The organism is Bradyrhizobium erythrophlei (genome assembly GCF_900129505.1).
GTDB classification, from domain to species: domain Bacteria; phylum Pseudomonadota; class Alphaproteobacteria; order Rhizobiales; family Xanthobacteraceae; genus Bradyrhizobium; species Bradyrhizobium erythrophlei_D.
On sequence record NZ_LT670818.1, the window covers coordinates 480,583 to 504,024 of the forward strand.

General features: G+C 62.7%; 24 protein-coding genes, 1 pseudogene and 1 riboswitch. Of the genes and pseudogenes, 11 read left to right on the top strand and 14 right to left on the bottom strand.

The annotated features are described in order from the left end of the window. Positions 1–149: 149 nt before the first annotated feature. Both B5525_RS02220 and asd read right to left on the bottom strand, forming a co-directional pair. Positions 150–941 carry an NUDIX hydrolase gene (locus B5525_RS02220; RefSeq protein WP_079564430.1) on the bottom strand — a complete coding sequence of 264 codons (792 nt, stop codon included), beginning with the start codon at positions 939–941 and terminating at the stop codon, positions 150–152. A gap of 116 nt (positions 942–1,057) precedes the next feature. Continuing rightward, entirely contained in the window at positions 1,058–1,924 is an 867-nt protein-coding gene (gene asd / locus B5525_RS02225) for an archaetidylserine decarboxylase (protein ID WP_079564431.1), read from the bottom strand. A 35-nt stretch (positions 1,925–1,959) separates the two neighbouring features. On the opposite strand from asd, the gene B5525_RS02230 reads away from it, so the two are divergent. After that, positions 1,960–3,621, top strand: coding sequence for an aminotransferase class III-fold pyridoxal phosphate-dependent enzyme (locus B5525_RS02230; RefSeq protein ID WP_079564433.1), 1,662 nt, complete (start codon positions 1,960–1,962; stop codon positions 3,619–3,621). 208 nt (positions 3,622–3,829) lie between these two features. Here B5525_RS02230 and B5525_RS02235 read toward each other — a convergent pair whose 3' ends face one another. From B5525_RS02235 to B5525_RS02250, 4 genes are all read right to left on the bottom strand, one after another. Continuing rightward, a complete protein-coding gene (locus B5525_RS02235) occupies positions 3,830–4,459 on the bottom strand; it encodes a hypothetical protein (protein ID WP_079564434.1) in 630 nt (209 codons plus the stop codon). 92 nt (positions 4,460–4,551) lie between these two features. Continuing rightward, positions 4,552–5,235, bottom strand: a complete 684-nt coding sequence (locus B5525_RS02240) for a class I SAM-dependent methyltransferase (RefSeq protein WP_079564436.1) — start codon at positions 5,233–5,235, stop codon at positions 4,552–4,554. A gap of 63 nt (positions 5,236–5,298) precedes the next feature. After that, on the bottom strand, positions 5,299–6,354 hold the full coding sequence (locus tag B5525_RS02245; RefSeq protein ID WP_079564438.1) for a glycosyltransferase family 4 protein: 1,056 nt from the start codon (positions 6,352–6,354) through the stop codon (positions 5,299–5,301). A gap of 168 nt (positions 6,355–6,522) precedes the next feature. Beyond that, positions 6,523–6,789, bottom strand: a complete 267-nt coding sequence (locus B5525_RS02250; RefSeq protein WP_154073022.1) for a hypothetical protein — start codon at positions 6,787–6,789, stop codon at positions 6,523–6,525. A gap of 235 nt (positions 6,790–7,024) precedes the next feature. On the opposite strand from B5525_RS02250, the gene B5525_RS02255 reads away from it, so the two are divergent. Together B5525_RS02255 and B5525_RS02260 are read left to right on the top strand one after the other, a co-directional pair. After that, entirely contained in the window at positions 7,025–7,717 is a 693-nt protein-coding gene (locus B5525_RS02255) for a L,D-transpeptidase (protein ID WP_079564441.1), read from the top strand. Between the two features lie 186 nt (positions 7,718–7,903). After that, on the top strand, positions 7,904–9,472 hold the full coding sequence (locus B5525_RS02260) for a DUF4403 family protein (protein WP_079564442.1): 1,569 nt from the start codon (positions 7,904–7,906) through the stop codon (positions 9,470–9,472). Positions 9,473–9,581: 109 nt separating this feature from the next. Here B5525_RS02260 and B5525_RS02265 read toward each other — a convergent pair. Together B5525_RS02265 and B5525_RS02270 are read right to left on the bottom strand one after the other, a co-directional pair. Beyond that, positions 9,582–9,758, bottom strand: a pseudogene (locus B5525_RS02265) (IS5/IS1182 family transposase); the annotation flags it as partial. Positions 9,759–10,029: 271 nt separating this feature from the next. Beyond that, entirely contained in the window at positions 10,030–11,076 is a 1,047-nt protein-coding gene (locus B5525_RS02270; RefSeq protein WP_154073023.1) for an alpha/beta hydrolase, read from the bottom strand. A gap of 518 nt (positions 11,077–11,594) precedes the next feature. Between B5525_RS02270 and B5525_RS02275 the strand changes: the two genes are divergently transcribed. Further along, positions 11,595–12,245, top strand: a complete 651-nt coding sequence (locus B5525_RS02275; RefSeq protein ID WP_172899805.1) for a helix-turn-helix domain-containing protein — start codon at positions 11,595–11,597, stop codon at positions 12,243–12,245. 106 nt (positions 12,246–12,351) lie between these two features. Here B5525_RS02275 and B5525_RS02280 read toward each other — a convergent pair whose 3' ends face one another. Beyond that, positions 12,352–13,266, bottom strand: a complete 915-nt coding sequence (locus B5525_RS02280) for an AraC family transcriptional regulator (protein ID WP_079564445.1) — start codon at positions 13,264–13,266, stop codon at positions 12,352–12,354. 548 nt (positions 13,267–13,814) lie between these two features. On the opposite strand from B5525_RS02280, the gene B5525_RS02285 reads away from it, so the two are divergent. Further along, the gene (locus B5525_RS02285) at positions 13,815–15,026 is read left to right on the top strand and encodes an ABC transporter substrate-binding protein (protein ID WP_079564447.1); all 1,212 of its coding nucleotides are present in this window, start codon (positions 13,815–13,817) and stop codon (positions 15,024–15,026) included. A gap of 261 nt (positions 15,027–15,287) precedes the next feature. On the opposite strand, the gene B5525_RS02290 is transcribed toward B5525_RS02285, so the two are convergent. The 5 genes from B5525_RS02290 to B5525_RS43510 form a co-directional block, all read right to left on the bottom strand. Next, positions 15,288–15,500 (bottom strand): dodecin family protein, encoded by a 213-nt coding sequence (locus tag B5525_RS02290; RefSeq protein ID WP_079564449.1) that lies wholly within the window; start codon positions 15,498–15,500, stop codon positions 15,288–15,290. A gap of 152 nt (positions 15,501–15,652) precedes the next feature. Continuing rightward, entirely contained in the window at positions 15,653–16,198 is a 546-nt protein-coding gene (locus B5525_RS02295; RefSeq protein WP_079564450.1) for a PRC-barrel domain-containing protein, read from the bottom strand. A gap of 178 nt (positions 16,199–16,376) precedes the next feature. Beyond that, positions 16,377–16,751 carry a PRC-barrel domain-containing protein gene (locus B5525_RS02300; protein WP_244567809.1) on the bottom strand — a complete coding sequence of 125 codons (375 nt, stop codon included), beginning with the start codon at positions 16,749–16,751 and terminating at the stop codon, positions 16,377–16,379. Positions 16,752–16,824: 73 nt separating this feature from the next. After that, a complete protein-coding gene (locus B5525_RS02305) occupies positions 16,825–17,022 on the bottom strand; it encodes a hypothetical protein (RefSeq protein ID WP_079564453.1) in 198 nt (65 codons plus the stop codon). 137 nt (positions 17,023–17,159) lie between these two features. Next, positions 17,160–17,702 carry a hypothetical protein gene (locus tag B5525_RS43510; RefSeq protein WP_154073024.1) on the bottom strand — a complete coding sequence of 181 codons (543 nt, stop codon included), beginning with the start codon at positions 17,700–17,702 and terminating at the stop codon, positions 17,160–17,162. Positions 17,703–17,725: 23 nt separating this feature from the next. On the opposite strand from B5525_RS43510, the gene B5525_RS02315 reads away from it, so the two are divergent. From B5525_RS02315 to thiC, 6 genes are all read left to right on the top strand, one after another. Continuing rightward, entirely contained in the window at positions 17,726–18,277 is a 552-nt protein-coding gene (locus tag B5525_RS02315) for a lytic transglycosylase domain-containing protein (protein ID WP_079572823.1), read from the top strand. A 26-nt stretch (positions 18,278–18,303) separates the two neighbouring features. Continuing rightward, a riboswitch (TPP riboswitch) is annotated at positions 18,304–18,440 on the top strand. Next, the gene (locus B5525_RS02320; protein ID WP_079564455.1) at positions 18,428–19,444 is read left to right on the top strand and encodes an FAD-dependent oxidoreductase; all 1,017 of its coding nucleotides are present in this window, start codon (positions 18,428–18,430) and stop codon (positions 19,442–19,444) included. It overlaps the preceding riboswitch by 13 nt. Next, a complete protein-coding gene (thiS, locus tag B5525_RS02325) occupies positions 19,435–19,632 on the top strand; it encodes a sulfur carrier protein ThiS (RefSeq protein ID WP_079564456.1) in 198 nt (65 codons plus the stop codon). Before B5525_RS02320 ends, thiS begins: the two co-directional genes overlap by 10 nt. Before the next feature lie 308 nt (positions 19,633–19,940). Then, entirely contained in the window at positions 19,941–20,723 is a 783-nt protein-coding gene (locus B5525_RS02330; RefSeq protein ID WP_079564457.1) for a thiazole synthase, read from the top strand. After that, positions 20,710–21,327, top strand: coding sequence for a thiamine phosphate synthase (thiE, locus tag B5525_RS02335; protein WP_079564459.1), 618 nt, complete (start codon positions 20,710–20,712; stop codon positions 21,325–21,327). Before B5525_RS02330 ends, thiE begins: the two co-directional genes overlap by 14 nt. 144 nt (positions 21,328–21,471) lie before the next feature. Continuing rightward, positions 21,472–23,370, top strand: a complete 1,899-nt coding sequence (gene thiC, locus B5525_RS02340) for a phosphomethylpyrimidine synthase ThiC (RefSeq protein ID WP_079564461.1) — start codon at positions 21,472–21,474, stop codon at positions 23,368–23,370. The last annotated feature ends 72 nt before the right edge of the window (positions 23,371–23,442 follow it).

Here is a 23,442-nt window from a genome sequence, read left to right on the forward strand (position 1 = left end):
GTTTCTGACACGCAAGTTAGTTTTCACCGGCGCGCGCAAGGCGCTGCGTCGTTCGAGAACGTCCACCGAGCCCAAGCCTGCCCCGCGCGTGGATGGCGGGGTTCAGGCTGGTTCGGCGATCTCGGCTCAGAACGTTTTCCGGAGCGGGCTCAGGCCGCACGCCGCAACCATTGCCGCACTTTCTGCACCAGGTTGATGCGCCGGACTTCAGTCGTTGCGGCGATTGCGTGGTCGCCGGATTGAGTCTCCTCGACTGGCGACACTATGGTCGCGGCGGAGATTTCGATTTCTTCCGCGGATGGCGCCACAACCTCGGGCGCCATTGTAGCGGCGGAGGTCTCCACCTCGACACCATCGCTGTCGACCAACGGGCGCTGATCCTGCCCGCTCGCCAAAGGCCTCAAATCGGGTTGCGGCGGAGTCGATACCGGTGCCGGCAAGGCAGCCGGAGGCGCAACCACCTGCCGGCGCTGGCGCTTTTCGGCGGCCGGTTGCTTTTTTGCCCTGGCCGGCCGCGAAACCCGGGAGAGCGCGGCCGCTGCAAGCGCGAGCGGTCCGACATGTTCAAGAAACGCCCGCTCGTAACTGCGCGAGAGCCGCTCGACCGCGGCGTCGAGCGGCAGCCAGTCGACAGCCCTCACGTCGTCCATCAGCTCGTAGGCCTGCTCGCCGCTGGTCTCCATGCGCCAATAATGAACGATCTTGGAGCGCCCGCCGGACTCATAGACCAGCGTTCCCAGGAATTCATGCACGCAGACGTCATGCCCGGTCTCTTCCAGCACCTCGCGCTCGGCGGCGTCGCGTGCCGTCTCGCCGTCGTCCAGCCTGCCCTTGGGAAGAACCCATTCGTTGCGCTTGCGCAGGCGAACCACCGCGATCAGCGGCGGCTCCGCCTGCCGCAGCACAATGCCTCCCGCCGCCAGAACAGGCGCTCGTGCCATTTCGCATCCTCGATGCATTTTCGAATCGGGTTTCGATCGCTCAATATCTAGTGAACCGCGCGCGAAAAATCGAGATTGACGAACATGCTTTCCGCGACTTTCGGCTGTCCTGAACTTCAGGCGGGCTTTCGCAGCAGCGGCTCGCCGGCGCGGATCCGCGCCGAGCCTGCGACGTTGTCGCAGAACTCGAAATTCTCCGGCGCCAGCACGATGATGGTCGAACCATGCTCGAACCAGCCGAGTTCGTCACCCTTGCGGACGCCGACGTCGCACGGGAAGCTGACCGGCCCGACGGTATCGGCGTTGAGCAGGCGATCGATGAAATGCAGGCGGATGCTGGCGACGAGGATCGCCGCCACCGGCACCAGCGTCAGCGCCTCGCCGGTGGCGAGGTGGGCCCGGATCACCGCGCGCTCGTTCTTGCAAAACAGCTTTTCGATCCGCTTCAGCGCGATCGGATTGACGTTCCAGGTGTCGCCGCTGATGAAATCGACCTGCTCGATCCGCAGGTCGCCCGGTGCATGGAAGCGGTGATACATGCTCGAGGTCAGCCGCAAGGTGATGAAGCGCCCGTTGCGGTGCGCCTCTACCAGCGCGGGATCGCCGAGCAGGTCGAGCAGCGAATAGGGCGCGCCCTTGACCTGAAACAGCTCGGTATCGGCGATTCTGCCGAACGCGCCGATGATGGCGTCGCACGGGCTGACCACGACTGTCGGGTCGGGGTCGGACGGACGCAGCCCCGGCTTGAGCTCCCGCGTGAAGCAGTCGTGCAGGCTCCTGAAATGGGTCTTGCGCGCCTCGGACAAATCGAGATCCGAGAACAACCGCCAGCAGGCGATCGAGAGGTCGCGGACCAGCGGCTGCTCGATCTTGCTGAACCAGCCCATGAACCGGGTCAGCGCCGCCCGCGGCACGCGGTTGGTCAGGAGGAAGTTAATGTCTTCCTGCTGGGTCAGGATCGAGATCAGGCTTCGCACTGTCATGAATCTGTCAGCTCCGCTGGGTAGCGCTTGGTGCCATGGATTCGCCCCTTCCGATTCTGTCCTTCGCGGGTGCCGCCATTGCCGGCACCGCCGCCGCCGTTCCCAAATTGCGGGCGCGGCTGCAACTGTCGCGCGCCAAACACCGCTCGCTGACCGGCCACGCCAAGATGTCGCGCCTGGTGGCGCGGCTGATCCCGTTCTACGAGTTCGACCTCAACGACTTCTTCAATTCCGACGGCGCGCCGGCGGAGGTGGCCACGCGGCGCCAGGACGGCTTCTTCCGGCTCGCCGGCCTCTACCGCGAGCGGTTCGCCAAGGGCCGGGCGCTGACGCTCGAGGCCTCGGAAAAGATCTCCGACCTGCAATTCACCGAATCCTACCGGGTGCCGTTCCAGTATTCGAGGCTGGTGCGGGAGCATCTCGGCACCAGCGCCTTCGTGCAGTCGTCGGCAGGGGTCACGGTGACCGACCTCGACGGCAATGTCGCCTACGACCTGACCGGTTCCTACGGCGTCAACATCTTCGGCAACGATTTCTACAAGGAATGCATCGCGCGCGCGGAAGGCCGCGCGCATGCGCTCGGCCCGGTGCTCGGCCCCTACCATCCCGTCATCGTCGACAACGTCAAGCGGCTGTGCGCGATTTCGGGGCTCGACGAGGTCTCGTTCCACATGTCCGGCACCGAAGCGGTCATGCAGGCGGTGCGGCTGGCGCGCTATCACACCGGCCGCTCGCATCTGGTGCGCTTTGCCGGCGCCTATCACGGCTGGTGGGGCGACGTGCAGCCCGGCGTCGGCAACCCGATCGCGCCGCACGAGACCTATACGCTCGCCGAGATGTCGGAACGCACGCTGCGGGTCCTGCAGACAAGGCGCGATATCGCCTGCGTGCTGGTCAATCCGCTGCAGGCGCTGCACCCCAACGGCAATGCGCCATCCGATTCGGCGCTGGTCGACTCCGCGCGAAGCGGCGGCTTCGACCGCGAAGCCTACAGCGAGTGGCTGAAGGCGCTGCGCCAGGTCTGCACGATGCGGAACATCGCCCTGATCTTCGACGAGGTGTTCGTCGGCTTCCGGCTCGCCGCCGGCGGCGCCCAGGAATATTTCGGCGTGCGCGCCGACATGGTGACCTATGGCAAGAGCCTCGCCGGCGGCTTGCCGGTCGGCGTGGTCTGCGGGCGCAAGGAACTGATGCGCCGCTTCCGCGACAACCGCCCGGTCGATGTCTGCTTCGCGCGCGGCACCTTCAACTCGCATCCTTACGTGATGGCAGCCATGGACGAGTTCCTCACCCGGCTCGACAGCGCCGCGATTCGCTCCGCCTATGAGGGAATAGACGAGCGCTGGAACGGACGGGCACGGCAATTGAACGCGATGCTGGCCGAACACGATCTGCCGGTCCGCGTCTCCAACCTGTCCTCGATCTGGATGGTCCACTACACCGAGCCTTCCCGCTACAACTGGATGTTTCAGTATTACCTGCGCTCCGAAGAGCTCGGGCTGAGCTGGGTCGGCACCGGCCGGCTGATCTTCAGCCTGAACTATACGGACGCGGATTTTGCCGAAGTGGCAAAGCGCTTCGTCGCGGCGGGGAAGAAGATGAAAGAGGACGGCTGGTGGTGGCGCGACGCTGCCCTCACCAACAAGAAAATCCGCCGCCAGATCCTGAAAGAGATGTTCACGCGACGCGCCCGCTGACACGGGGCTTCTCACTGTCATGCCCGACCGTAGCGGTCCGAAGGTCGGCGTCGCTTTCGCTCGCCTGTGCCCGGGCATCCACGTCTTAACCGCGGCAAAGCAAGTAAAACGTCGATGGCCGGGACATCTGCGCGAAGACGCGCTTCGCGCTTTAGCCCGGCCATGACGAGTCTCAATATATCGACTTGTGACATCGCCTACTCGAAACTCAGGCGTGCTTCTCTTCCATGCCATGCTCGATCAGGTCGAGGCCGGGATCGATCAGTTCGCCCTTGAGCAGATAGATCGGCGCCTTGTAGTAAAGCTTGAGATCGCTGAAGGGGTCGGTGAGGATCTTGGTCATCCACACGAGGCCGGTCTCGACGTCGCGGATGAAGAACAAATGGATGGTGCGGAACAACAGCCCGCCGATCCCGACCGCGAGCCAGACCTTGGCGACCTGGCGCATGAAATCCGCGGGCGAGCTCCAGGGCACGAACAGGCCGAACAGGGTCGGGTCGAGATACAGCACCAGCGGCGACAGCGCCCAGATCGTCATCAGCACGACCTTGCGCTGCAGATTGTAGCCGACCTTGATTTCCTCTTTGTGCTCGTGGGTGGCCTGGTTGAGATGATCGTAACCCTTCGGCTCGAAGAAGAAATGACCGGCCTGCCTCGTGGTCATCGAGACCAGCCAGCCGATCAGCGCGGCCTTGACCGGATCGACGAACATGAAGGCATAGCCGACCAGGAAACTGAACGCGCTGACGAAGTGCAAACTCTGGTTGATACGGCTGTGATGATAGTAGCGATGGTCATCCCACCGTTGCGTTCGCAATGCCGTCATGAATCGCTTCATCGATCTCTCCTGTAATGCCTGCGTCATCTGCGTACAGGGATTCGATGTAAGATATGTGACGACATCATAATGACATGCCGGGTTAACAGTTATTAAGCCGCGGCGGCGACCTCGGTCTTGCGGAAGCGGACCAGCGAGAAGTGGCCGAGCGGCGGCACCAGGCGGCGCTCGACCAGTTCCATGTCGTGCGCGCCCGCCAGCCACTGCGCATAGCGCGACCAGGCGAATTCGGCGGTCCGGAAACCGAGCCGGCGCACCACCGGTTGCAGCCCCTGCTCGATGTAGCGGCGCATCCCGACATCCGCGCTGACCCGGGTCAGGATGATCAGTTCACCGCCCACGCGCAGCACGCGCGCGAACTCGTCCAGCGCCGCTTCCGGATTCGGCACCGCGGTGACGACATATTGCGCCATCACGACGTCGAAGGACTCGTCGGGAAATTCCAGCTTCTCCGCGTCCATCACCGCAAGGCCCTCGACATGCTTCAGGCGGAGCTCGGCGACCCGCCGCTTCGCCTTGCGCAGCATCGCCTCCGATATGTCGGTGCCGAAGATACGCAGATGCGGCGCGTATTGCGGCAACGAAATGCCGGTGCCGACGCCAACCTCGAGCACGCGGCCCCCAATCCTGTTGGTGGCCTGGATGGCGGCCTTGCGGCCCTTGCTGAACACTCCGCCGAACACGAGGTCATAGACCGGGGCCCAGCGGTCATAGGCCTGCTCGACCATGGCGCGGTCGAAGTCCCTGGTACCGTCAAGCTTGATGATTTCTGCCATGATGATTTCTCACTCGCTGTTGTGTGGATCCGGTTAGCCTTGACTCAATCAGTGCCGATTCAATCAACCTTGCACCGCGCTTCGGTTCGCCACGCGGCGCGCCGGCCGCAGCGAACGGCTCGGCTGCAACGCGCTGAGATTGCCGATGAATTGCCGCGCGCTGTTTTCCCAGGAACGCTCCAGCGCGAAATTCCGGCAGGTTTCGCGGGACATGCCGAGCGCGCGGATGCAGGCGCTGCGCAGATCGGTATCCAATGCCCCGACCGGATGGTCCGCGATGACGTCGAGCGGGCCCATCACCGGAAAGGCCGCGACCGGCGTGCCGCAGGCCAGCGCTTCGAGCTGCACGACGCCGAAGGTGTCGGTGAGGCTCGGGAACACAAAGACGTCGGCCGCGGCAAAATGCGCGCTCAACTCCCTGCCCTTCTTTTCCCCGAGAAACCTGACCTTGGGATAACGGCGCTCCAGCAGCGCGCGCTGCGGTCCCTCGCCGATCACCACCTTGGTTCCCGGCAGACTCAGCGCCAGGAACGCCTCGAGGTTCTTTTCGATGGCGACGCGCCCGACGGTCATGAAGATCGGCCGCGGCAAATCCAGCTCCACCGGCTCGTCGGGCCGGAACAGATCAGTATCGACCCCCCGCGTCCAGAAGCCGATCTTCCGAAAGCCGCGCGCGGCAAGTTCCTGCTTGAGCGAGGCGGTCGCGACCATGGTCATGGCGGCGGCCGAGTGAAAATGCCGCAGCACCGCGTAGCTGAACCACTCCGGGATGATGGAGCGCACCGCGATATATTCCGGAAAGCGGGTGGTATAGGAGGTGGTGAACGCCAGCTTGTGGCGTAGGCAATAGGCCCGCACCGCCCATCCGACCGGGCCTTCGGTGGCGATATGAATGGCGTCGGGCGCGGCCGCCTCGACCCGCCGGGCGATCTCGCGCCGGTTCGGCCAGGCCATCCGCAAGCTCGGATAGGTCGGCACAGCCATAGACGGAAACCCGTCCGGGGTCAGGAAGTCGATCTCGGCGCCGAGCTCCGCGGCGCTGTTGGCCAATGAGGTTAACGTACGCACCACGCCATTCACCTGCGGATGCCAAGCGTCGGTCGCGATCAATATCCGCATGAATGGGACGCCCTGAGAGCTATTGATTCTCAATGGCAGACGTTCGGCTATGGATATTTCATGCGTGTGACGTCATCGCCGTGAAATGATCTTTTCGGCAATTTTGAAAGTTTTGTGTCGGGCCGCGGGACCCCGAAACCCTCGAACCGGCCTTGTGGCGAGCCGGCGTCAGGCCTCAGTGACCGGGGCAAACGCGTCGCGGTTGGTGCGCCAGGCACGATTATATTCGAGGATGCGCGCAGTCTCGGCGGCGACGTCCGGACCGAGCATTATCGCCAGCAGATGCAAGGTGGTGTCGATACGCAGCGAAACGCCGCCGCCGGTCACCACCGTGCCGGTATCCACCAGCAGCGCTTGGCGCACGTCGATCCGCGGATAGGTCGCACGCATGACTTCGAGCGGCGACACCTCTGGCGGCGTCACTTCACCAGTCACCCTCTCTTGTCCGATTCCGGCAGGATATCTCATCTTCGCAGCCGTCGCAGCAGTTCCTGAATTTCAGGCGGCGCTGCCTCGACGACACGGTGACGAAACAATTCCTTACCGGGATGAAACCATTTTGCGGCTTCCGCGCAAATGTTCTGAAACGGCCGCCCTGTACTGGTCCTCCCAACGAAGCGCCGAAACGGCGCCAGGGCGCACAAACAGAAGCAAGAAACAGGGGACGGCCATGTTCAATCTGGGCGCGTTGAAGCGCAATTCCCGCCGAGCCACCGCCTTCGGGGCGCTTGCGTTCGGCCTTATCACCTTTGCGGGCGCTGCCACCGCCGCGCCGCTGCCGCTGTTTCCTTTCATCCTGACGCCGCCCGCCGCGCCCTCGGCGCCGCCGCCGGTGCAGGCCGCCCCGTCCGAAGACGAAGACACCGTGGCTGAGCTGCCGGCTCGGCTGAAGCGGCAGGTCGTCACCTACGCCACGCGCGAGGCACCCGGCACCGTCATCATCGATACCCCCCACACTTATCTCTATTATGTGCTCGGCGGCGGTCAGGCGATCCGCTACGGCATCGGCGTCGGCCGCGACGGCTTCACCTGGTCGGGCGTGCAGTCGGTGACCAAGAAGGCCGAGTGGCCGGGTTGGACCCCGCCCCCGGAGATGATCGCGCGCCAGCCTTATCTGCCGCGCTACATGGCCGGCGGCCCCGGCAACCCGCTCGGCGCACGCGCGATGTATCTCGGCGGCACCGTGTATCGCATTCACGGCACCAACGCGCCGGGCACCATCGGCACGCACGTCTCTTCGGGCTGCATCCGCCTCACCAACGCGGACGTCACCGATCTCTATTCACGGGTCAATGTCGGCACCAAGGTCATCGTGCTGCCGATGGACCGCCGCGCCGACAATATCGACGGCAAGCGCGGCTGACGAGACCAACTTCTCCTCAAGGAAAGCGGCGCGGCTTTCCGCGCCATTTTCTGTTTCCAGCCGGAAACGAATCGCTTCGACGCAAGTGTTAAGTTCCGGTAATGCTTCAATTAACCGCGAGCGGCCACTCTGGCGCCGCACAAACCCGCCCTATAGACTCCTCCTTGAATCAAGCCCGGGGGGACGATGCGGCTGGCGGTGAGCCTCAAGACAATGCTGATCGGGATCGCGGTGCTCGCGGTCTCGTTCCTTATCAGCCTGAAGGCGATGGACTGGATCGCCCCGCGCGGCGGGGGCCCCGCGCCGGTGCTCGTCGAACTGCCGCCGCTGTCGCCGGTATCGAAGCGGTCGTTCGTGCTGGCGCCGGTCGCCATCGCGCTGACCGCGATCCGCGACGCCGCCGATCGCGCCGCGCCGCGCAACTTCGCCGGCAAGGCCGACAATCCGGTATCGCAGATCCTGCAGAACGCCGACATCGGCTGGACCGCGGCGCGCGGTCCGATCACGGCCGCTGGCGGCCAGGACGTGCTGTCGCTGGCGACGCCGCTGACCGGAAAACTCAACGTCACGGGCTCGCTGTCGTCGAAGGCGACCGGCGCGGTCGGCGACGCGCTGGCCGGCGTGCTGGGAGGCAATGTCGCCAAGCAGATCGGCAGCGTGAACATCAAGTCACTCAACGCCAGCGCCGAGATCAAGGGCAACGTCACCTTCACCTCGCGGCCGAAGCTCGCCGCCGCCTGGCATCTGGAGCCGAATTTGGCCGGCCAGGTCACGCTCGGCGACAGCAGCCTGGTGGTGGCCGGCGCCCGCGTCAACGTGCCGGCGCAAGTGAAACCCATCATCGACAAGAACGTCGCCGACCAGATCAGCGCGGTGGAGACGCGCCTGCGCAACGACCGCAGTTTCGAACAGGGCGCGCGGGTGCAATGGGCCAAGGCCTGCCGCTCGATTCCGCTGCAGGGCGCCAGCGCCGGCTCGACCTTGCCGCCACTCTGGCTGGAGATGAAGCCGACCCGCGCCATCGCGGCACAGCCCCGCGTCGATGCCACGGCGGTCACGATGACGCTTGGCATCGAGGCAGAGACCCGCATCACCCCGGCGCAGACCAAGCCCGACTGCCCGTTCCCGGCCAAGATCGACATCATTCCGCCGACGCCGGGCGGGGTCAGCATCGCCGTGCCGATCGACGTTCCCTTCACCGAGATCAACAAGATCGTGGAGGCGCAGTTCGCCGGCCGCACGTTTCCCGAGGACGGCTCCGGCCCGGTCGCCGTTACCGTGAAACGCGCATCGGTCAACGCCTCGGGCGACCGGTTGCTGATCTCGCTGCTGGTGAACGCCAAAGAGAAAAAGAGCTTCTTCGGCTTCGGCGGCGAGGCCAATGTGCATATCTGGGGCCGGCCGATGCTCGATCAGGCGCAGCAGACCCTGCGGCTCGGCAACATCGAGATGGCCGTCGAATCGGAGGCCGCATTCGGCCTGCTCGGCGCCGCGGCGCGCGCAGTGATGCCGCATCTGCAGAAGGCGCTGGCGGAGAAGGCGACGATCGACTTGAAACCGTTCGCCACCAATGCGCAAAAGAAACTCGCCGCCGTGATCTCCGACTTCCAGGAGAACGAGGACGGCGTGCGGGTGAGCGCCGACATTACCAGCCTGCGGCTGGCCGACATCGCCTTCGATTCCAAAACGCTGCGCGTGATCGCGGAAGCGCAGGGCGCGATCAATGTTTCGGTGACCCAGCTGCCGGGGCTGTGAGCAGCCTGCGCCTCGTCCGCTTTCTTGCTTCTCCCTCTCCCCGCGCTTCCTTTCTCCTTCCCCTTTCCCCGCAAGCGGCGCGAGGTAAGAACACGCCGCTCGTTTTCCAGGGAGTGGACTCATTAGCGCGTAGCCAAATTCGGATTGATGCGAGTTTAACGAACGCCAGATAGTTGCCTGAAAGTTTGTCATATCGGGTCGCGACACGCCGACATTGCTTGATCAAGAACCGTTCGATCAGGTTGCGTGCGCGATAGAGATAAGGGCTGAAGAAGATCGGGTCTTTCGGCGACTTCAGTGGCTCGACTGAGGTCATCCGAATCGTCGATCGCTTCGCGTTTCAAGGTTTCACCAAAAATTTGAACTGGTGCAACTTTCGACTTTTGCAACAGTATCGGCGGAACAGCGGACATGGCCGGACTTGCCGCCGGGTCGCCGTTGTTTCATGACTTGCCTGTCCGCGCCGACAAGTTGCAATATGTACGGGTCCATTCGCTAAACCACTCCTGCGAAGGACGCAGCGGCAAAATGCGCCGCCGCGTCATAGTCGCATTATTTTAGTGTGTTGCCTGCTCGAGGTGCTGGCGCAGCCCGGCATTGATTTGATCGATAGCTGCTTCAGTTGAGGGCACGTCACGTAGCGCGTTCAACAGAACGAAATCATGAATCGTTCCGTTGTAGCGAACCGCGTCGACCGTGACGCCCGCGTCTTTCATCTTTCGGGCATATGCCTCGCCCTCGTCGCGCAGCGGACAGTTCTCCGCGGTAATGACGAGTGCCGGCGGCAGACCCCTTAGTTCATTTGCGCTGGCGCGAAGCGGTGACACGTAGGGATTGTCACGAGTCTTCGCGTCGGGAGCGTACAGGTCCCAGCCGTATTTCATGAACGCGCGTGTCAGGAAGCGTCCGGTCCCGTACTCGTGATAGGATGGGGTATCAACGCTGGCGTCGGTGGCGGGAATGAGAAGTACCTGGTAGCTGATCTTGGGTCCGTTGCGGTCCTTGGCCATCAGAGCGAGCGCTGCGGTCATGTTGCCGCCGACCGAATTTCCGGCAATTGCGATACGGGTGCCGTCTGCACCAAGCTCCTCGGCGTGCCCTGCAACCCACTTCAAGGCCGCATAGCTTTCCTCGAGCTGGGTCGGAAATCTTGCTTGCGGCAAGGGCGTGTACTCGACGAACACACCGATCTGTCCCGAACCGACGACGAGATCGCGCAGCAGGCGCTGATGGTTCTGGAAATTGCCGACGATCCAGACGCCGCCATGGATGAAGAACAAAACGCCCGGATTGCTGCTCACTTGCACGGGTTTCATGACGTACAGCTTTACCGTGCGGCCATCCTGGCTAATTGTCCGTTCGGTCGTCGTGACGCCAGACATGTCGACGGTCGTTTGGGACTGGAGTTCGGAGAGAATCTCTTGAGGCTTTGGCTGAGGCAGCTCCCAGAAGGGGCTGCTGTCCTTGTTGATCTTGGCGAGAAACGACCTGATCTGGGGATCAATCCGAGGGTCGTTGGCGGCGTCGGCGACCGCGGCGATAGCTGCGTGTGTCATGATGCTGGCTCCAAGAGTGAATGCGGCGATGCTTTGAATGAGTTTCATGCGAATTGGTCCCTATTTGCCCTGTCGCAAGCGGACACTTGCGGCTGCTCGCGACTACACGCCTTGGGTCGTTGCGTGCGAAGGTCTCGTTTTAGGCGTGCCAGCTATTGCCGCTCCTAAAAAAGTTCCATAGTTTGCAAATCGTAAGAATTTCGCTGCCCCGTCGGCTGGCTTGGCCTCTCGACTTGGCATCGAAACGGGATGGTCGGAGCGGTCAGATGGAGCGTCGGCGGTCTGGTCCCGGTGCGGACAGGCTCACCTCATCAACAAGCTCACTCGTTGAGAACATCGTTCAACCGGAGTTGGACTGGCGATCTCCGCCGCCAACCCTGACGCTGATCAGTGGTCAACCCCTGAGGATCGCCATATCGAGATGGCGACTACAGAGCCAGGGGCGAGTCGAGGTTGCGTCGGACACGGACGATGATTGCCACGTCCTCTCAATCGCCCTTCGCAGAACGAGAAAAGAGCTTTTCATCGGTGGAAAATCCGTTTGGCTGGGCGGCGTCCGGGATGAGATGTTGCTGACCGGACCGAAGCGAGGGGCTTGGAGGGCAACTGTTGAGGGAGGCTGCGATTTCCTGCGGGTTTTCCTACCGCAGACGCTGATCGCGGAATGTTATACTGAAGCCTTCGGCGGCGGCCCCTCGGATGCTATTTCGATGTTCGGAGTTCTTCCCGTCACGGATTCGCGCCTCTACCAATTGGGCCAGACCTTTAAAGCGCTCAATGGGTACGACCCGGTTGCGGGTCCTTGTTTTGCCGATTCGCTTGGTCTGGCCCTTGGATTGCGCCTGGTCGAACTCGCCTATGGCGGCACAGAGGAAGGTTCAGGAAATTGTAAACTTGCGCGTCCAAAAATAGCCAGGGTGGTAAGCTATATTGAGGACAATATCGCGAAAGCGCTTTGCCTATCGGAGCTGAGCGAAATGGCGGGTCTGAGCAGAGTGCAATTCGTGAGGCAATTTAAGGAGGCGACCGGTCAGCCGCCTCATGCGTATATACTGCAGCGACGAATTGAACGTGCCAAGGAACTCCTGAAAAATTCCGACTCAACAATTATCGGTGTCGCCCTGGATCTGGGATTCTACAATCAGGGCCACTTTACCAAGGTTTTCAGCAAGTTTGTGGGCATGACGCCTGGCCGTTGGCGAAACTCTCAATCTTAGCCATCTTCCTGATAGGGTGACCCGCCAGTGCGATTGGCCGGCTGTGCGCGTGTCTGCCGCAACATCAAACATCCGAGCACCGGAAGTCGAAGTTTTCGGCTCGAGGCTACCAGCAAATATTACTTCGCCACCGTGATGGAGGCTCGCCAACTATCTTTTTAAATGCGCTGGCGAAATGCGCTTTGTTCTTAAAGCCAACTATTGAAGCGACATCGGCCACGGAAAGGGTCTGATCGCTCAGGAGGGTCTGCGCCCGCTTGATCTTTCGTTGCAGGAGATAGGCGTGGGGAGTTTGACCCGTCGCGGCGCGGAATTGAGCCGCGAAATGCATGCGGCTAAGTCCCGCAAGTTCACTTAGCTCAGAGAGATAGATTGGGTGAAACAGGTTTTCTTCTATGAAGTCCCGAACACGGCGGAGCTTCCATATTGGCAAAGGGCTAACCCTTGGTTTGATACGAGGTGTCCGGAATGAGTAAAGGCGCAGAAGGTGGCTTGTTAAAGCGAGCCCCACACTGTCAACAAAACACGGGCCTAGAAACCCGCCGTTTCGATCGACACCAGCCAGCACCTGCGTCAGACTATCCAGAATTCGATCTTCGACAAAATGCGCCTCGAAGAGAGCCAGGGTCGAAGCGGGCCGTTTTCCAAAAATCGCTTCGAAACATTCGTCGAGTATGTCCTGCGAGAAATACACCCTGAAGAAGTCGAACGACTCGTGGGAGATCGATTGGCGCCGTGCTGAAGTCGGGCCTTGCAACAGAACTCGTCCTGTCTTCACGATGCCGTTGGTGACGGCACGATGGCCGATCGAGAATCGAACGTCCGCTTGCTTAAGTGAATACGTGATGAAATGAGCGTCGGAGGTTTCGTCGGCGCTCATCTCGAATGGAGCACCGGTCACTTCGCGACCCCACCGCGCCAACCCAACACGTGCAACGCGATCGCCCGGCTTGATGGGCTTTGGAGGTGGGGTTTGCCACTTGGTTTCTCGGCTGACCAGCTGCCTCGCTACCGCTTGCATTGTACTCCGTTCCTCAAATCTCTGAGGCAAGCGAGGGCCGGGATCCAGGTGCGACCAATCGTCCTAAGCCTTGGATCTCGTATCCGAAATATTCGCAGCCGGCAATGGCCCACCGCCAAGCGGGTCGGGCTTTCTTGATAAGCTCCTCTCCCATGCTCTCATCGAGCCAGAATCCAAGATGAGGTCGGCATCTAGGCCCGCCCGAGCTGCCGCGGCTACTGCCGATCAAACAGCCAAGCAAGTTCGAACTCGTCATCAACCTCAAGACCGCGCAAGTGCTTAGCTTGAGCATCAGCCGGGATTTTTCTACGCGATCGAATAGACGTTGCCTCCTTCTGGCACATCGCGTCATTTCATTGCGATGCGGAATTTGGCCCGCTATCAGGGCGCAGCGGACTCCGGCCAGCCTTCCGCCCGGCAGATTTATGGGTTCACGGCCTAGTCACCCCCATATTCCCTCGTCGCCTTTGGCTTTGCAGTTTGCTGCAACCCGGATAGAACAGGCCGCTCAACAGAAGCCCTCAACAAGAAGCCTGGGAGAAGAAACCATGAAGTCCACTGCAGCCGCGCTCGCGGCGGGTCTCGCGCTTGCCGTGACCGGCACCGCGGCGAACGCGCAGATTTCCGACGACGTCGTCAAGATCGGCGTGCTCACCGACATGTCCAGTCTGTATGCCGACGCGACGGGCAAGGGATCGCTGGCCGCCGTCCAGATGGCGGTTGCCGACTACGGCGCCAAGGTCAAGGGCAAGCCGGTCGAGGTGATCGCCGCCGACCATCAGAACAAGCCCGACATCGGCGTCAGCATCGCGCGCAACTGGTACGACAACGAGAAAGTCGACGCGATCTTCGACGTGCCAACCTCCTCGGTCGCGCTGCCGGTCTCGGCGCTGACGCGCGAGAAGAACAGGATCAACATCAACTCCGGCGGCGGCAGCTCCGATATCACCGGCGCCGCCTGCTCGCCGAACACGGTGCACTGGACCTACGACACCTACGCGCTTTCCAACGTCGCCGGCAAAGCCATGGTCAAGCGCGGCGAGGACACCTGGTTCTTCGTCACCGCCGACTACGCCTTCGGCATGGCGCTGGAACGCGACGCGGCCAACGTCGTCAAGGAGAGCGGCGGCAAGGTGCTGGGCGACGTCCGCCACCCCCTGAACTCTTCCGACTTCTCCTCCTTCCTGCTGCAGGCGCAGGCCTCCAAGGCCAAGGTCGTGGCGCTCGCCAATGCCGGCGGCGACACCACCAATGCGCTGAAGCAGGCCTCGGAATTCGGCATCACCCAGGGTGGCCAGAAGATGATCGCGCTGCTGCAGGAGATCACCGACACCCACGCGCTCGGCGCCAAGGCGACCCAGGGCCTGATCGTGACCGACGCCTTCTACTGGGACATGAACGACGAGACCCGCGCCTTCTCCAAGCGCTTCATGGAAAAGGTCGGGCACATGCCGACCATGATCCAGGCCGGCCTGTATTCGGCGACGATGCACTACCTGAAGGCGATCGAGGCGATCGGAACCGACGAAGCGCCGAAGGTGATGGAACAGATGCGCGCGACGCCGGTCAACGACTTCTTCGCCAGGAACGGCAAGATCCGCATCGACGGCCGCATGGTGCATGACATGTATCTGTTCGAGGTGAAGAAGCCGGAAGAATCCAAGGGCGAATGGGATCTCTACAAGCTGATCGCCACCGTCCCCGGCGACGAGGCCTTCCGTCCGCTCGACAAGGGCGGCTGCCCGCTGGTGAAGGGCTGAGGACTCTTCTCCCTCGCCCCGTAAGCGTCGCTCTTGCGGGGAGAGACGAGCGAAGCTCGCTCTGAGAGAGTTGGGGTGAGGGGCTGCCTCAACCCATTCGGACGCGCGGAGAGTCCCCCTCACCCGCCCGACTTCGCTGCGCTTCGCCGGGGACCTCTCCGCAAGCGCGGCGAGGTAAGAAGCCGCCGACATCGTTCAATGCAAAAGCGCGTCCGGCATAACCGGGCGCGCTTTTTTCGTGAGGCCCGTTCCGGCGCTTCGTCAATCCTCGAATTTGAACGAGACCTTCAGCTTGGCGCGATAGGCTTCGATCTTGCCCTTGGCATCGAGCTGCAAATCGAGCTCGGCGACTTCGGCGACGCGAAGATCCCGGAGGGATTTGCCCGCCCTTTCGACCGCCGCAGCGGCCGCCTTTTCCCATGAATCCTTGCTGGTACCGATCAGCTCAATGACCTTGTAGACACTCTCAGTCATATCGTCCTCCGTTCGGTATGCGGCAGGACGCAGGTGCTCCCGCCGCCGACAAGCCTAACATCGCGATATCCGCCGTAAAAGCCACAAGTCATCCAAAGCAGAGCGCGCCCGGCAAAACCGGACGCGCTTTTTTTGAGGACCTGCACGCTATCTTACGTCGAATATTTGAACTCAGGCATCGCCTTCAGCTCGTCCTTGGTGGCGTTGAACACGGCATGATCCGGATACCAAGGATTGGGCTTCGATGCCGTCGCCGAACTCGGCCCCACGTTGGTGGTTGCGGAACCCGTGGTGGTCGACGGCGGCGGCCGGGTACCCGGCGCATTCGGCTGGTTCGATGCACCGGTGTAGGCGATGGGCTCATTGACGAATTTGATCTTCTCGAAGGGAACGGCGACCAGGTGCGAGCCGACGCCGAGGAAGCCACCGACGCCGATGACGACCGCCTTGATGCTACCGTTCTTGTCGGTCAGGAGATCGTTGATCGAGCCGATGCTCTCATTGTTGTCGTTGTAGACGCTGAGGCCGACGACCTTCGACGCGCGCCAGTCACCCTGATACGATTCATTGGTCGTCGAGCTCGACGTCGCAGCCGGCGCCATGCGGTCGGTGGTTGTGGTGGTCGGCGATTGCGCAACTGCAACGGTCGCAAGCAACGCGGACCCGGCCAGACCGGCCGTTATATATCTTCCTAACATGCGGTTTCTCCCTGATCTGAATTGATAAGGAGAAAACCCGCCACTGCGCCGGCCGTTCCAACTGCCGCACATATTTTCAGCAGTTATGGCGTGCACGATCAGCGCGTTTGACGCAACGCCGCCGCGTGCGCGCGTCCACTTCCGCTATTTTTCACGTTGCCCGATTTGCAAGGCGCGATCAGAACCCGCCCCAATAGGGCGGGATGCCGTAGTAACGATGCAGTTCGGCTTCCTGCGAGCGATCGCCCCAGTCGAAATCCTTGTCGGCGCGGAACGACGGCGCGCGCCGCAATTCCTCCTCCTCGATGTCGAGTTCGTAGGCTTCGAATTTCGGATTGTATTTCAGGCGCGCCCAGGGCAGCGGCAGCAAATTGGTTCCCATGCCGAGGAACCCGCCGAAACTGAGAATGGCATAGGACACCTGGCCAGTGATCTTGTCGATCATCAGCCGTTCGATATGGCCGAGCCGTTCCCCGCTTGGCTTTCGCACGGCGGTGCCTTCGACGCGATCGCTGGCAATCAGCGGATGTGGTCTTTCGAGGACATCAGTCATCATCACCCTCCTTGGGCCGATGAAGCCGAACCAACGTGCCGCCGTCGCAGGAGTTCCCTTCAGAAAACAGGCTTCAGGCCGCGAGCGGCTCCGACGACTCCAACACGTCGAAGAACGCCACCGCCTCGAAACGGTAGTCGCAAGCCCGGCAGCGCCAGAGATAGGAGATGCGTTTCGGGCCCTGCTCGATCCATTCCGGGGCAGCGATCGGCTTGCCGCATTGAGCACAGGGATTTCCTCGGGGCAGATACCCAACATCGATTCTTGCCATGGCGCGTTCTCCCTATTTTTTTGGTTGGGGGCGAATGGGACAGGATTGCTGCCGGATACCTCCCCTCCGCCGCGCACTCGTTCTGCGAGCGCATTTTGGCTTTTGAGCGGCGAAGGGCCGTCGTTGCGGGAAACGCGTCATAGCGAGCGCCAGCGAAGCAATCCATCTTTGCAAAGCAAGCGTGGATTGCTTCGTCGCTTACGCTCCCTTGCGCAAGCGCTTCGCGTTTGTCGCAGGTAATGACGGCGGAGAGAACTACTTCGCGCTCTTTGCCAGCCGTCGATGTGGTCGAGCAGTTTGGTCGCGGCACTTTGCGTGCGCATCAGCGTGGCTTCGATCCTGTATTGCTCCAGCAGGCGGAACAAATTGTCCGGCTCCACCAGGCCGGAGGCCGCGTTGTGGTCGACGAAGAACTTCTCGCCATGGCGTTCGGTGCGGCCGTCGAACAGCCTGCGCATCGGGCTGGTCTGCTCGGCCGCATGGTTAACGAACAGGGTCATCGGCGTTTCAACGATTTGGCAAGGAATCGAACTGGCGCGATCGAGCCGCGCCGGGGCACAATTCCTGGAAAGCCGGGGCCGCAAATGAGGCCGAAAGCGCGGGAAAGCCGGATTTTGGCCATATCCTCGCCCGGCGAATGCAACAATCGGGTGGCCAAAGCATTCAATGGCCGGTTCCAACCGGCGTCGCAAAGGCATACCCGATGAAGCGTCCCTTATTCCTTGCATGTCTGGCGGCCCTCGCCGCGCTGCAATTCCCGCACGCCGCTTCGGCCCAGCGCGCCGACTACGAGGCACTGGTCGCAAGCCACGCCAGCGCCAATGGCCTGCCGGCAGAGCTGGTGCATCGGGTGATCGTGCGCGAGAGCCGCTATCAGCCGAGACTGGTCGGCCGCGGCGGCACCATCGGCCTGATGCAGATCAAGCTCGCGACCGCGCGCGGCCTCGGCTATGGCGGCGACGCCGAAGGGCTGCGCGACCCCAACACCAATCTCACCTATGGCGTGAAATATCTCGCCGGCGCCTATCGCGCCGCCAATGGCGACCACGCGCGCGCGATGCACTATTACGCCGCCGGCTATTACCTGGCCGCAAAACGCCAACGGCTCGAACGCGTATCGTACGAGGGGTTCGAGAATTCCGGAAATCCGATGCCGGGGCTGGCCGGCGCAAGTCCCGCGGACGCCCGCGCAGAGGCTTCCGCTGCGCACCATCGCCATCACAGATCCAGGGCGGTTCCCGGCGAGATACGTTGACACCCCTGCGCATCGGCCTACATTAGCCGTGTTCCGAGGGGAGCTCCGACGAGGAGCTGAGATACCGCAAGCTTGAGACCTCGCATTGAGGCCTAAAGACCGCGGTGACCCTTTGAACCTGATCCGGGTCATGCCGGCGAAGGGACAGGGATGTACCAGAGTTCAAAAGCCCCGAAGGGGGATTCGCACGTATCCATCATCGGCGCAGGCATTGCCGGCGCCTGGCAGGCGCTGCTGTTCGCGCAGGCCGGCTACCCCGTTACGCTGCACGAGCGCAGCGACGAGGCGATGATGCTTTCCACCAGCCACTGGGCCGGCGGCATGCTGGCGCCGTATTGCGAGAGCGAGGTCGCCGAGCCGGTCATCAGCCGGCTTGGCTTGCACGCGCTCGATTTGTGGCGCCGCGAACTGCCGGATACCCCGTTCAACGGCTCGCTGGTGGTGGCGCATAGCCGCGACCGCAACGATTTCGAACGCTTTGCGCGGCGCACGTCAGACTACCAGCGCCTGGATGCCGAAGGCCTGGCTGAACTCGAGCCCTCGCTCGAAGACCGTTTCCGCGAGGGCCTGTTCTTCGCCGCCGAAGGTCATGTCGAGCCACGACGGGTACTGCCGAAGCTGCACGAACGCATCATCGCCGCCGGCGGCACCATCAAGTTCAACAGCGACGTGTGCTCCGAGGATCTCGACGGCATCGTGATCGACTGCCGCGGCCTTGCCGCGCGCGACATCCAGCCCGAGCTGCGCGGCGTCAAGGGCGAGATGATCCTGATCGAAACCTCTGAGGTCAAGCTGGCGCGTCCGGTGCGGCTGATCCATCCGCGCTGGCCGCTTTACGTGATCCCGCGCGAGGACAATCTGTTCATGCTCGGCGCCACCTCGATCGAGGCCGAGGATTGGGGCGTCAGCGTCCGCTCGGCGCTGGAGCTGCTGGGCGCGGCCTATGCGGTGCATCCCGCCTTCGCCGAGGCGCGTATCGTCGAATTCGGCTCGGGCTTGCGGCCGGCGTTTCCCGACAATCTGCCGCGCATACGCATCGAGAAGAACAACATCGCGGTGAACGGCCTCTATCGCCACGGCTTCCTGATCGCGCCGGCGCTGGCGGAACTGACGCTCGGCTATGTCGAGCGCGGCCGGATCGACAACGAGGTGATGCAATGCGTGTGACCGTCAACGGCGAGCCGCGCGAGATCTCGTCGGCCAGCGTCGACGCGCTGCTGGCCGAGCTCGACTATGAGGGCAGCCATTTCGCGATCGCCGTGAATTACGACGTGCTGCCGAAGAGCCGCTGGGCCGAGACGCAACTGAAGACCGGCGACGAGATCGAAATCATCACGCCGCGGCAGGGAGGGTGAGATGAGCGTTCGCGCAAACTCTCTCCCCACGTCGTCCCGGCGAAAGCCGGGACCCATAACCGCCGGCCGTCGTGGTTGCGAAAGGTCTCTGCCCAAGTGCCCAACCGAAAGGGCACGGCGTATGGGTCCCGGCTTTCGCCGGGACGACGGGTTGAGGCGTGGTCGCTCGGATCACACTCCACTGTCATCGCCCGGCTTGACCGGGCGACCCAGTACGCCGCGGCGTCTCGACTCTATCGCACGGCCTCTGGAATACTGGATCCCCGCTTTCGCGGGGACGACAACCGTGTGTGCGGAAACATAACGCCATGCCAAAATTCTACGATCGCGAATTTTCCTCCCGCCTCTTGATCGGCAGCGCGCTGTATCCGTCGCCGGCGATCATGCAGAACGCGATTCGAGCGTCCGGCGCCGATATCGTCACGGTGTCGCTGCGGCGCGAAGCCGCCGGCGGCAAGACCGGGGACGCGTTCTGGTCGCTGATCCGCGAGCTCGACGTCACGGTGCTGCCGAACACCGCCGGCTGCCGCACCGTGCGCGAGGCGGTGACGACGGCAAAACTGGCGCGCGAATTGTTCGCCACCTCCTGGATCAAGCTCGAGGTGATCGCCGACAACGACACGCTGCAGCCCGATGCGGTCGGCCTGGTCGAGGCCGCCGCGATCCTGATCAAGGACGGTTTTGAGGTATTTCCCTATTGCACCGAAGATCTCAGTGTCGCGATGCGGCTGGTCGATGCCGGCTGCAAGGTGGTGATGCCGTGGGCGGCGCCGATCGGCAGCGCCAGGGGCATCACCAACCGCGACGCGCTGAAGCTTTTGCGCGATCGCCTGCCCGACATTACGCTGGTGGTCGACGCCGGATTGGGCGCGCCGAGCCATGCCGCCGACGCCATGGAGCTTGGCTATGACGCCGTGCTGCTCAACACCGCCATTGCAAAAGCCGCCGATCCCGTCGCGATGGCCAAGGCGTTTCGCATGGGCGTCGAGGCCGGCCGCACGGCTTTCGAAGCGGGCCTGATGGACGCCCGCGATTTCGCCTCCCCTTCAACCCCTGTCGTCGGGACACCGTTCTGGCATGCCGTATCCTGATCGATTCTATCCCGTGGTCGACAGCGTCGCCTGGGTCGCGCGGCTGGCGCTGCTCGGCGTCGGCACGATCCAGTTGCGCGCCAAGGGCCTCAACGATGCCGACGCGCTGCAGACCGTTACCGACGCGCTGGAGATGACAAGAGGCACGGCGGCAAAGCTCGTGGTCAACGACTATTGGCGCGCCGCGATCGTTGCGCGCGCAAAACATCTGCATCTCGGCCAAGAAGATTTAGCTGACCTTGCCGACGCCGACCTCAAGGCGATCCGCGCCGCAGGTCTGACGCTTGGGCTTTCCACCCATGACGACGCAGAGCTGGAGACCGCGCTACAGGCAAAACCCGACTACATCGCGCTGGGGCCGATCTTTCCGACCACGCTGAAATCGATGCGGTTCGCGCCGCAGGGCATTCCGAAAATCACCGAGTGGAAGAAGCGCATCGGCACCATCCCGCTGGTCGCGATCGGCGGCATCAAGCTCGAACATGCGCCGGAGATTTACGCCGCCGGCGCCGATTCCATCGCGGTGGTCAGCGACATCACCCAACATCCCGAGCCCGACGCCCGCGTGCGCGCCTGGCTCGGCCTGCACGCGGAGACCGCGTGATGATGAGAGAGACGATCCACCAGCGTCATTCCGGGGCGATGCGAAGCATCGAACCCGGAATCTCGCGCCGCAATGTCGAGATTCCGGATCGGTCCGCGTTCCGCGGCCCGTCCGGAATGACAACAAGATAAAGGAGGATAGCCCATGAACATCCGTTCCAATCCCGACACCACGCTTCCCGCCGTCACCACCGGCCCGCTGCCGTCGTCGCGCAAGATTTTTGTGACGCCCGACGAAGCGCCGGGTGTGCGGGTGCCGCTGCGCGAGATCATCCTCAGCGGAGGAGCCGGCGAGCCTAACCTTCCCGTCTACGACACTTCCGGCCCCTATACCGACCCGGCCGTCACCATCGACGTCAATGCCGGGCTCGGACGCGCGCGCATCGAATGGGTAAAGGAGCGCGGCGGGGTCGAGGAATATCAGGGCCGCGAGATCAAGCCGGAGGACAACGGCAATGTCGGTGCCTCGCACGCCGCAAAGTCGTTCAACGCCCATCACAAGCCGCTGCGCGGGCTCGACGGCCACATGATCACCCAGCTCGAATTCGCCCGCGCCGGGATCATCACCAAGGAGATGATCTATGTCGCGACCCGCGAGAATCTCGGCCGCAAGGTACAGCTCGAGCGCGCCGAAGCTGCGTTAGCCGACGGCGAAAGCTTTGGCGCCGCGGTGCCGGCCTTCGTCACGCCGGAGTTCGTCCGCTCCGAGATCGCGCGCGGCCGCGCCATCATTCCCTGCAACATCAACCATGGCGAACTCGAGCCGATGATCATCGGCCGCAATTTTCTCACCAAGATCAACGCCAATATCGGCAACTCTGCCGTCACCTCCTCGGTCGAGGAGGAAGTCGACAAGATGGTGTGGGCGATCCGCTGGGGTGCCGACACCGTGATGGACCTCTCGACCGGCCGCAACATCCACACCACGCGCGAATGGATTTTGCGCAACGCGCCGATCCCGATCGGCACCGTCCCCATTTATCAGGCACTGGAGAAGTGCGACGGCGATCCGGTAAAGCTCACCTGGGAGCTCTACAAGGACACGCTGATCGAGCAGTGCGAACAGGGCGTCGATTATTTCACCATCCACGCAGGCGTGCGGCTGCCCTACATCCACCTCACCGCCAACCGCGTCACCGGCATCGTGTCGCGCGGCGGCTCGATCATGGCGAAGTGGTGCCTGGCGCATCACAAGGAGAGTTTCCTCTATACGCATTTTGAGGAAATCTGCGACCTCATGCGCAAATACGACGTGTCGTTCTCGCTCGGTGACGGCTTGCGACCGGGCTCGATCGCGGACGCCAACGACCGCGCGCAATTCGCCGAACTGGAAACGCTCGGCGAGCTGACGCAGATCGCCTGGAAGAAGGGCTGCCAGGTCATGATCGAAGGCCCCGGCCACGTGCCGCTGCACAAGATCAAGATCAACATGGACAAGCAGCTGAAAGAATGCGGCGAGGCGCCGTTCTACACGCTGGGGCCGCTGACCACCGACATCGCACCGGGCTACGACCACATCACCTCAGGCATTGGCGCGGCCATGATCGGCTGGTTCGGCTGCGCCATGCTCTGTTACGTGACGCCGAAGGAGCATTTGGGGCTACCCAACCGCGACGACGTCAAGGTCGGCGTCATCACCTACAAGATCGCCGCCCACGCCGCCGATCTCGGCAAGGGCCATCCGGCCGCGCAACTGCGCGACGATGCATTGAGCCGCGCCCGCTTCGACTTCCGCTGGGAGGACCAGTTCAACCTCGGCCTCGATCCCGAAACCGCCCGCCTCTACCACGACGAGACCCTGCCCAAGGAAGCCCACAAGGTCGCGCATTTCTGCTCGATGTGCGGCCCGAAATTCTGCTCGATGAAGATCACCCAGGACGTGCGGGATTATGCCGCGACGCTGAACGATCCGGCGGCGGTGGGGATGTCGATGAACGGCACCATCGAGGACGGCATGGCGCAGATGTCGGAAAAATTCAAAGCGATGGGCGGGCAGGTGTATCTGGATGCGGAGAAGGTGAAGGAGAGTAACCGGGTGTTGTGAACGCCTTCTCTTTGTCGTGCCCGGGCTTGACCCGGGCATCCATCGGAAAGCGAAGGGCCGGGCGAAAGCCCG

Bases quoted from the DNA above. Each gene is read 5' to 3' on its own strand.
- B5525_RS02235 (WP_079564434.1), bottom strand. From the start codon at position 4,459: ATGAAGCGATTCATGACGGCATTGCGAACGCAACGGTGGGATGACCAT.
- B5525_RS02330 (WP_079564457.1), top strand. From the start codon at position 19,941: ATGCCAAAATTCTACGATCGCGAATTTTCCTCCCGCCTCTTGATCGGC.
- B5525_RS02270 (WP_154073023.1), bottom strand. From the start codon at position 11,076: ATGAAACTCATTCAAAGCATCGCCGCATTCACTCTTGGAGCCAGCATC.
- B5525_RS02285 (WP_079564447.1), top strand. From the start codon at position 13,815: ATGAAGTCCACTGCAGCCGCGCTCGCGGCGGGTCTCGCGCTTGCCGTG.
- B5525_RS02245 (WP_079564438.1), bottom strand. From the start codon at position 6,354: ATGCGGATATTGATCGCGACCGACGCTTGGCATCCGCAGGTGAATGGC.
- B5525_RS02230 (WP_079564433.1), top strand. From the start codon at position 1,960: ATGGATTCGCCCCTTCCGATTCTGTCCTTCGCGGGTGCCGCCATTGCC.
- thiE (WP_079564459.1), top strand. From the start codon at position 20,710: ATGCCGTATCCTGATCGATTCTATCCCGTGGTCGACAGCGTCGCCTGG.
- B5525_RS02305 (WP_079564453.1), bottom strand. From the start codon at position 17,022: ATGGCAAGAATCGATGTTGGGTATCTGCCCCGAGGAAATCCCTGTGCT.
- thiC (WP_079564461.1), top strand. From the start codon at position 21,472: ATGAACATCCGTTCCAATCCCGACACCACGCTTCCCGCCGTCACCACC.
- B5525_RS02240 (WP_079564436.1), bottom strand. From the start codon at position 5,235: ATGGCAGAAATCATCAAGCTTGACGGTACCAGGGACTTCGACCGCGCC.
- B5525_RS02315 (WP_079572823.1), top strand. From the start codon at position 17,726: ATGAAGCGTCCCTTATTCCTTGCATGTCTGGCGGCCCTCGCCGCGCTG.
- B5525_RS02295 (WP_079564450.1), bottom strand. From the start codon at position 16,198: ATGTTAGGAAGATATATAACGGCCGGTCTGGCCGGGTCCGCGTTGCTT.
- B5525_RS02290 (WP_079564449.1), bottom strand. From the start codon at position 15,500: ATGACTGAGAGTGTCTACAAGGTCATTGAGCTGATCGGTACCAGCAAG.
- B5525_RS02320 (WP_079564455.1), top strand. From the start codon at position 18,428: ATGTACCAGAGTTCAAAAGCCCCGAAGGGGGATTCGCACGTATCCATC.
- asd (WP_079564431.1), bottom strand. From the start codon at position 1,924: ATGACAGTGCGAAGCCTGATCTCGATCCTGACCCAGCAGGAAGACATT.
- thiS (WP_079564456.1), top strand. From the start codon at position 19,435: ATGCGTGTGACCGTCAACGGCGAGCCGCGCGAGATCTCGTCGGCCAGC.
- B5525_RS02300 (WP_244567809.1), bottom strand. From the start codon at position 16,751: ATGACTGATGTCCTCGAAAGACCACATCCGCTGATTGCCAGCGATCGC.
- B5525_RS02280 (WP_079564445.1), bottom strand. From the start codon at position 13,266: ATGCAAGCGGTAGCGAGGCAGCTGGTCAGCCGAGAAACCAAGTGGCAA.
- B5525_RS02260 (WP_079564442.1), top strand. From the start codon at position 7,904: ATGCGGCTGGCGGTGAGCCTCAAGACAATGCTGATCGGGATCGCGGTG.
- B5525_RS02255 (WP_079564441.1), top strand. From the start codon at position 7,025: ATGTTCAATCTGGGCGCGTTGAAGCGCAATTCCCGCCGAGCCACCGCC.
- B5525_RS02275 (WP_172899805.1), top strand. From the start codon at position 11,595: ATGTTGCTGACCGGACCGAAGCGAGGGGCTTGGAGGGCAACTGTTGAG.
- B5525_RS02220 (WP_079564430.1), bottom strand. From the start codon at position 941: ATGGCACGAGCGCCTGTTCTGGCGGCGGGAGGCATTGTGCTGCGGCAG.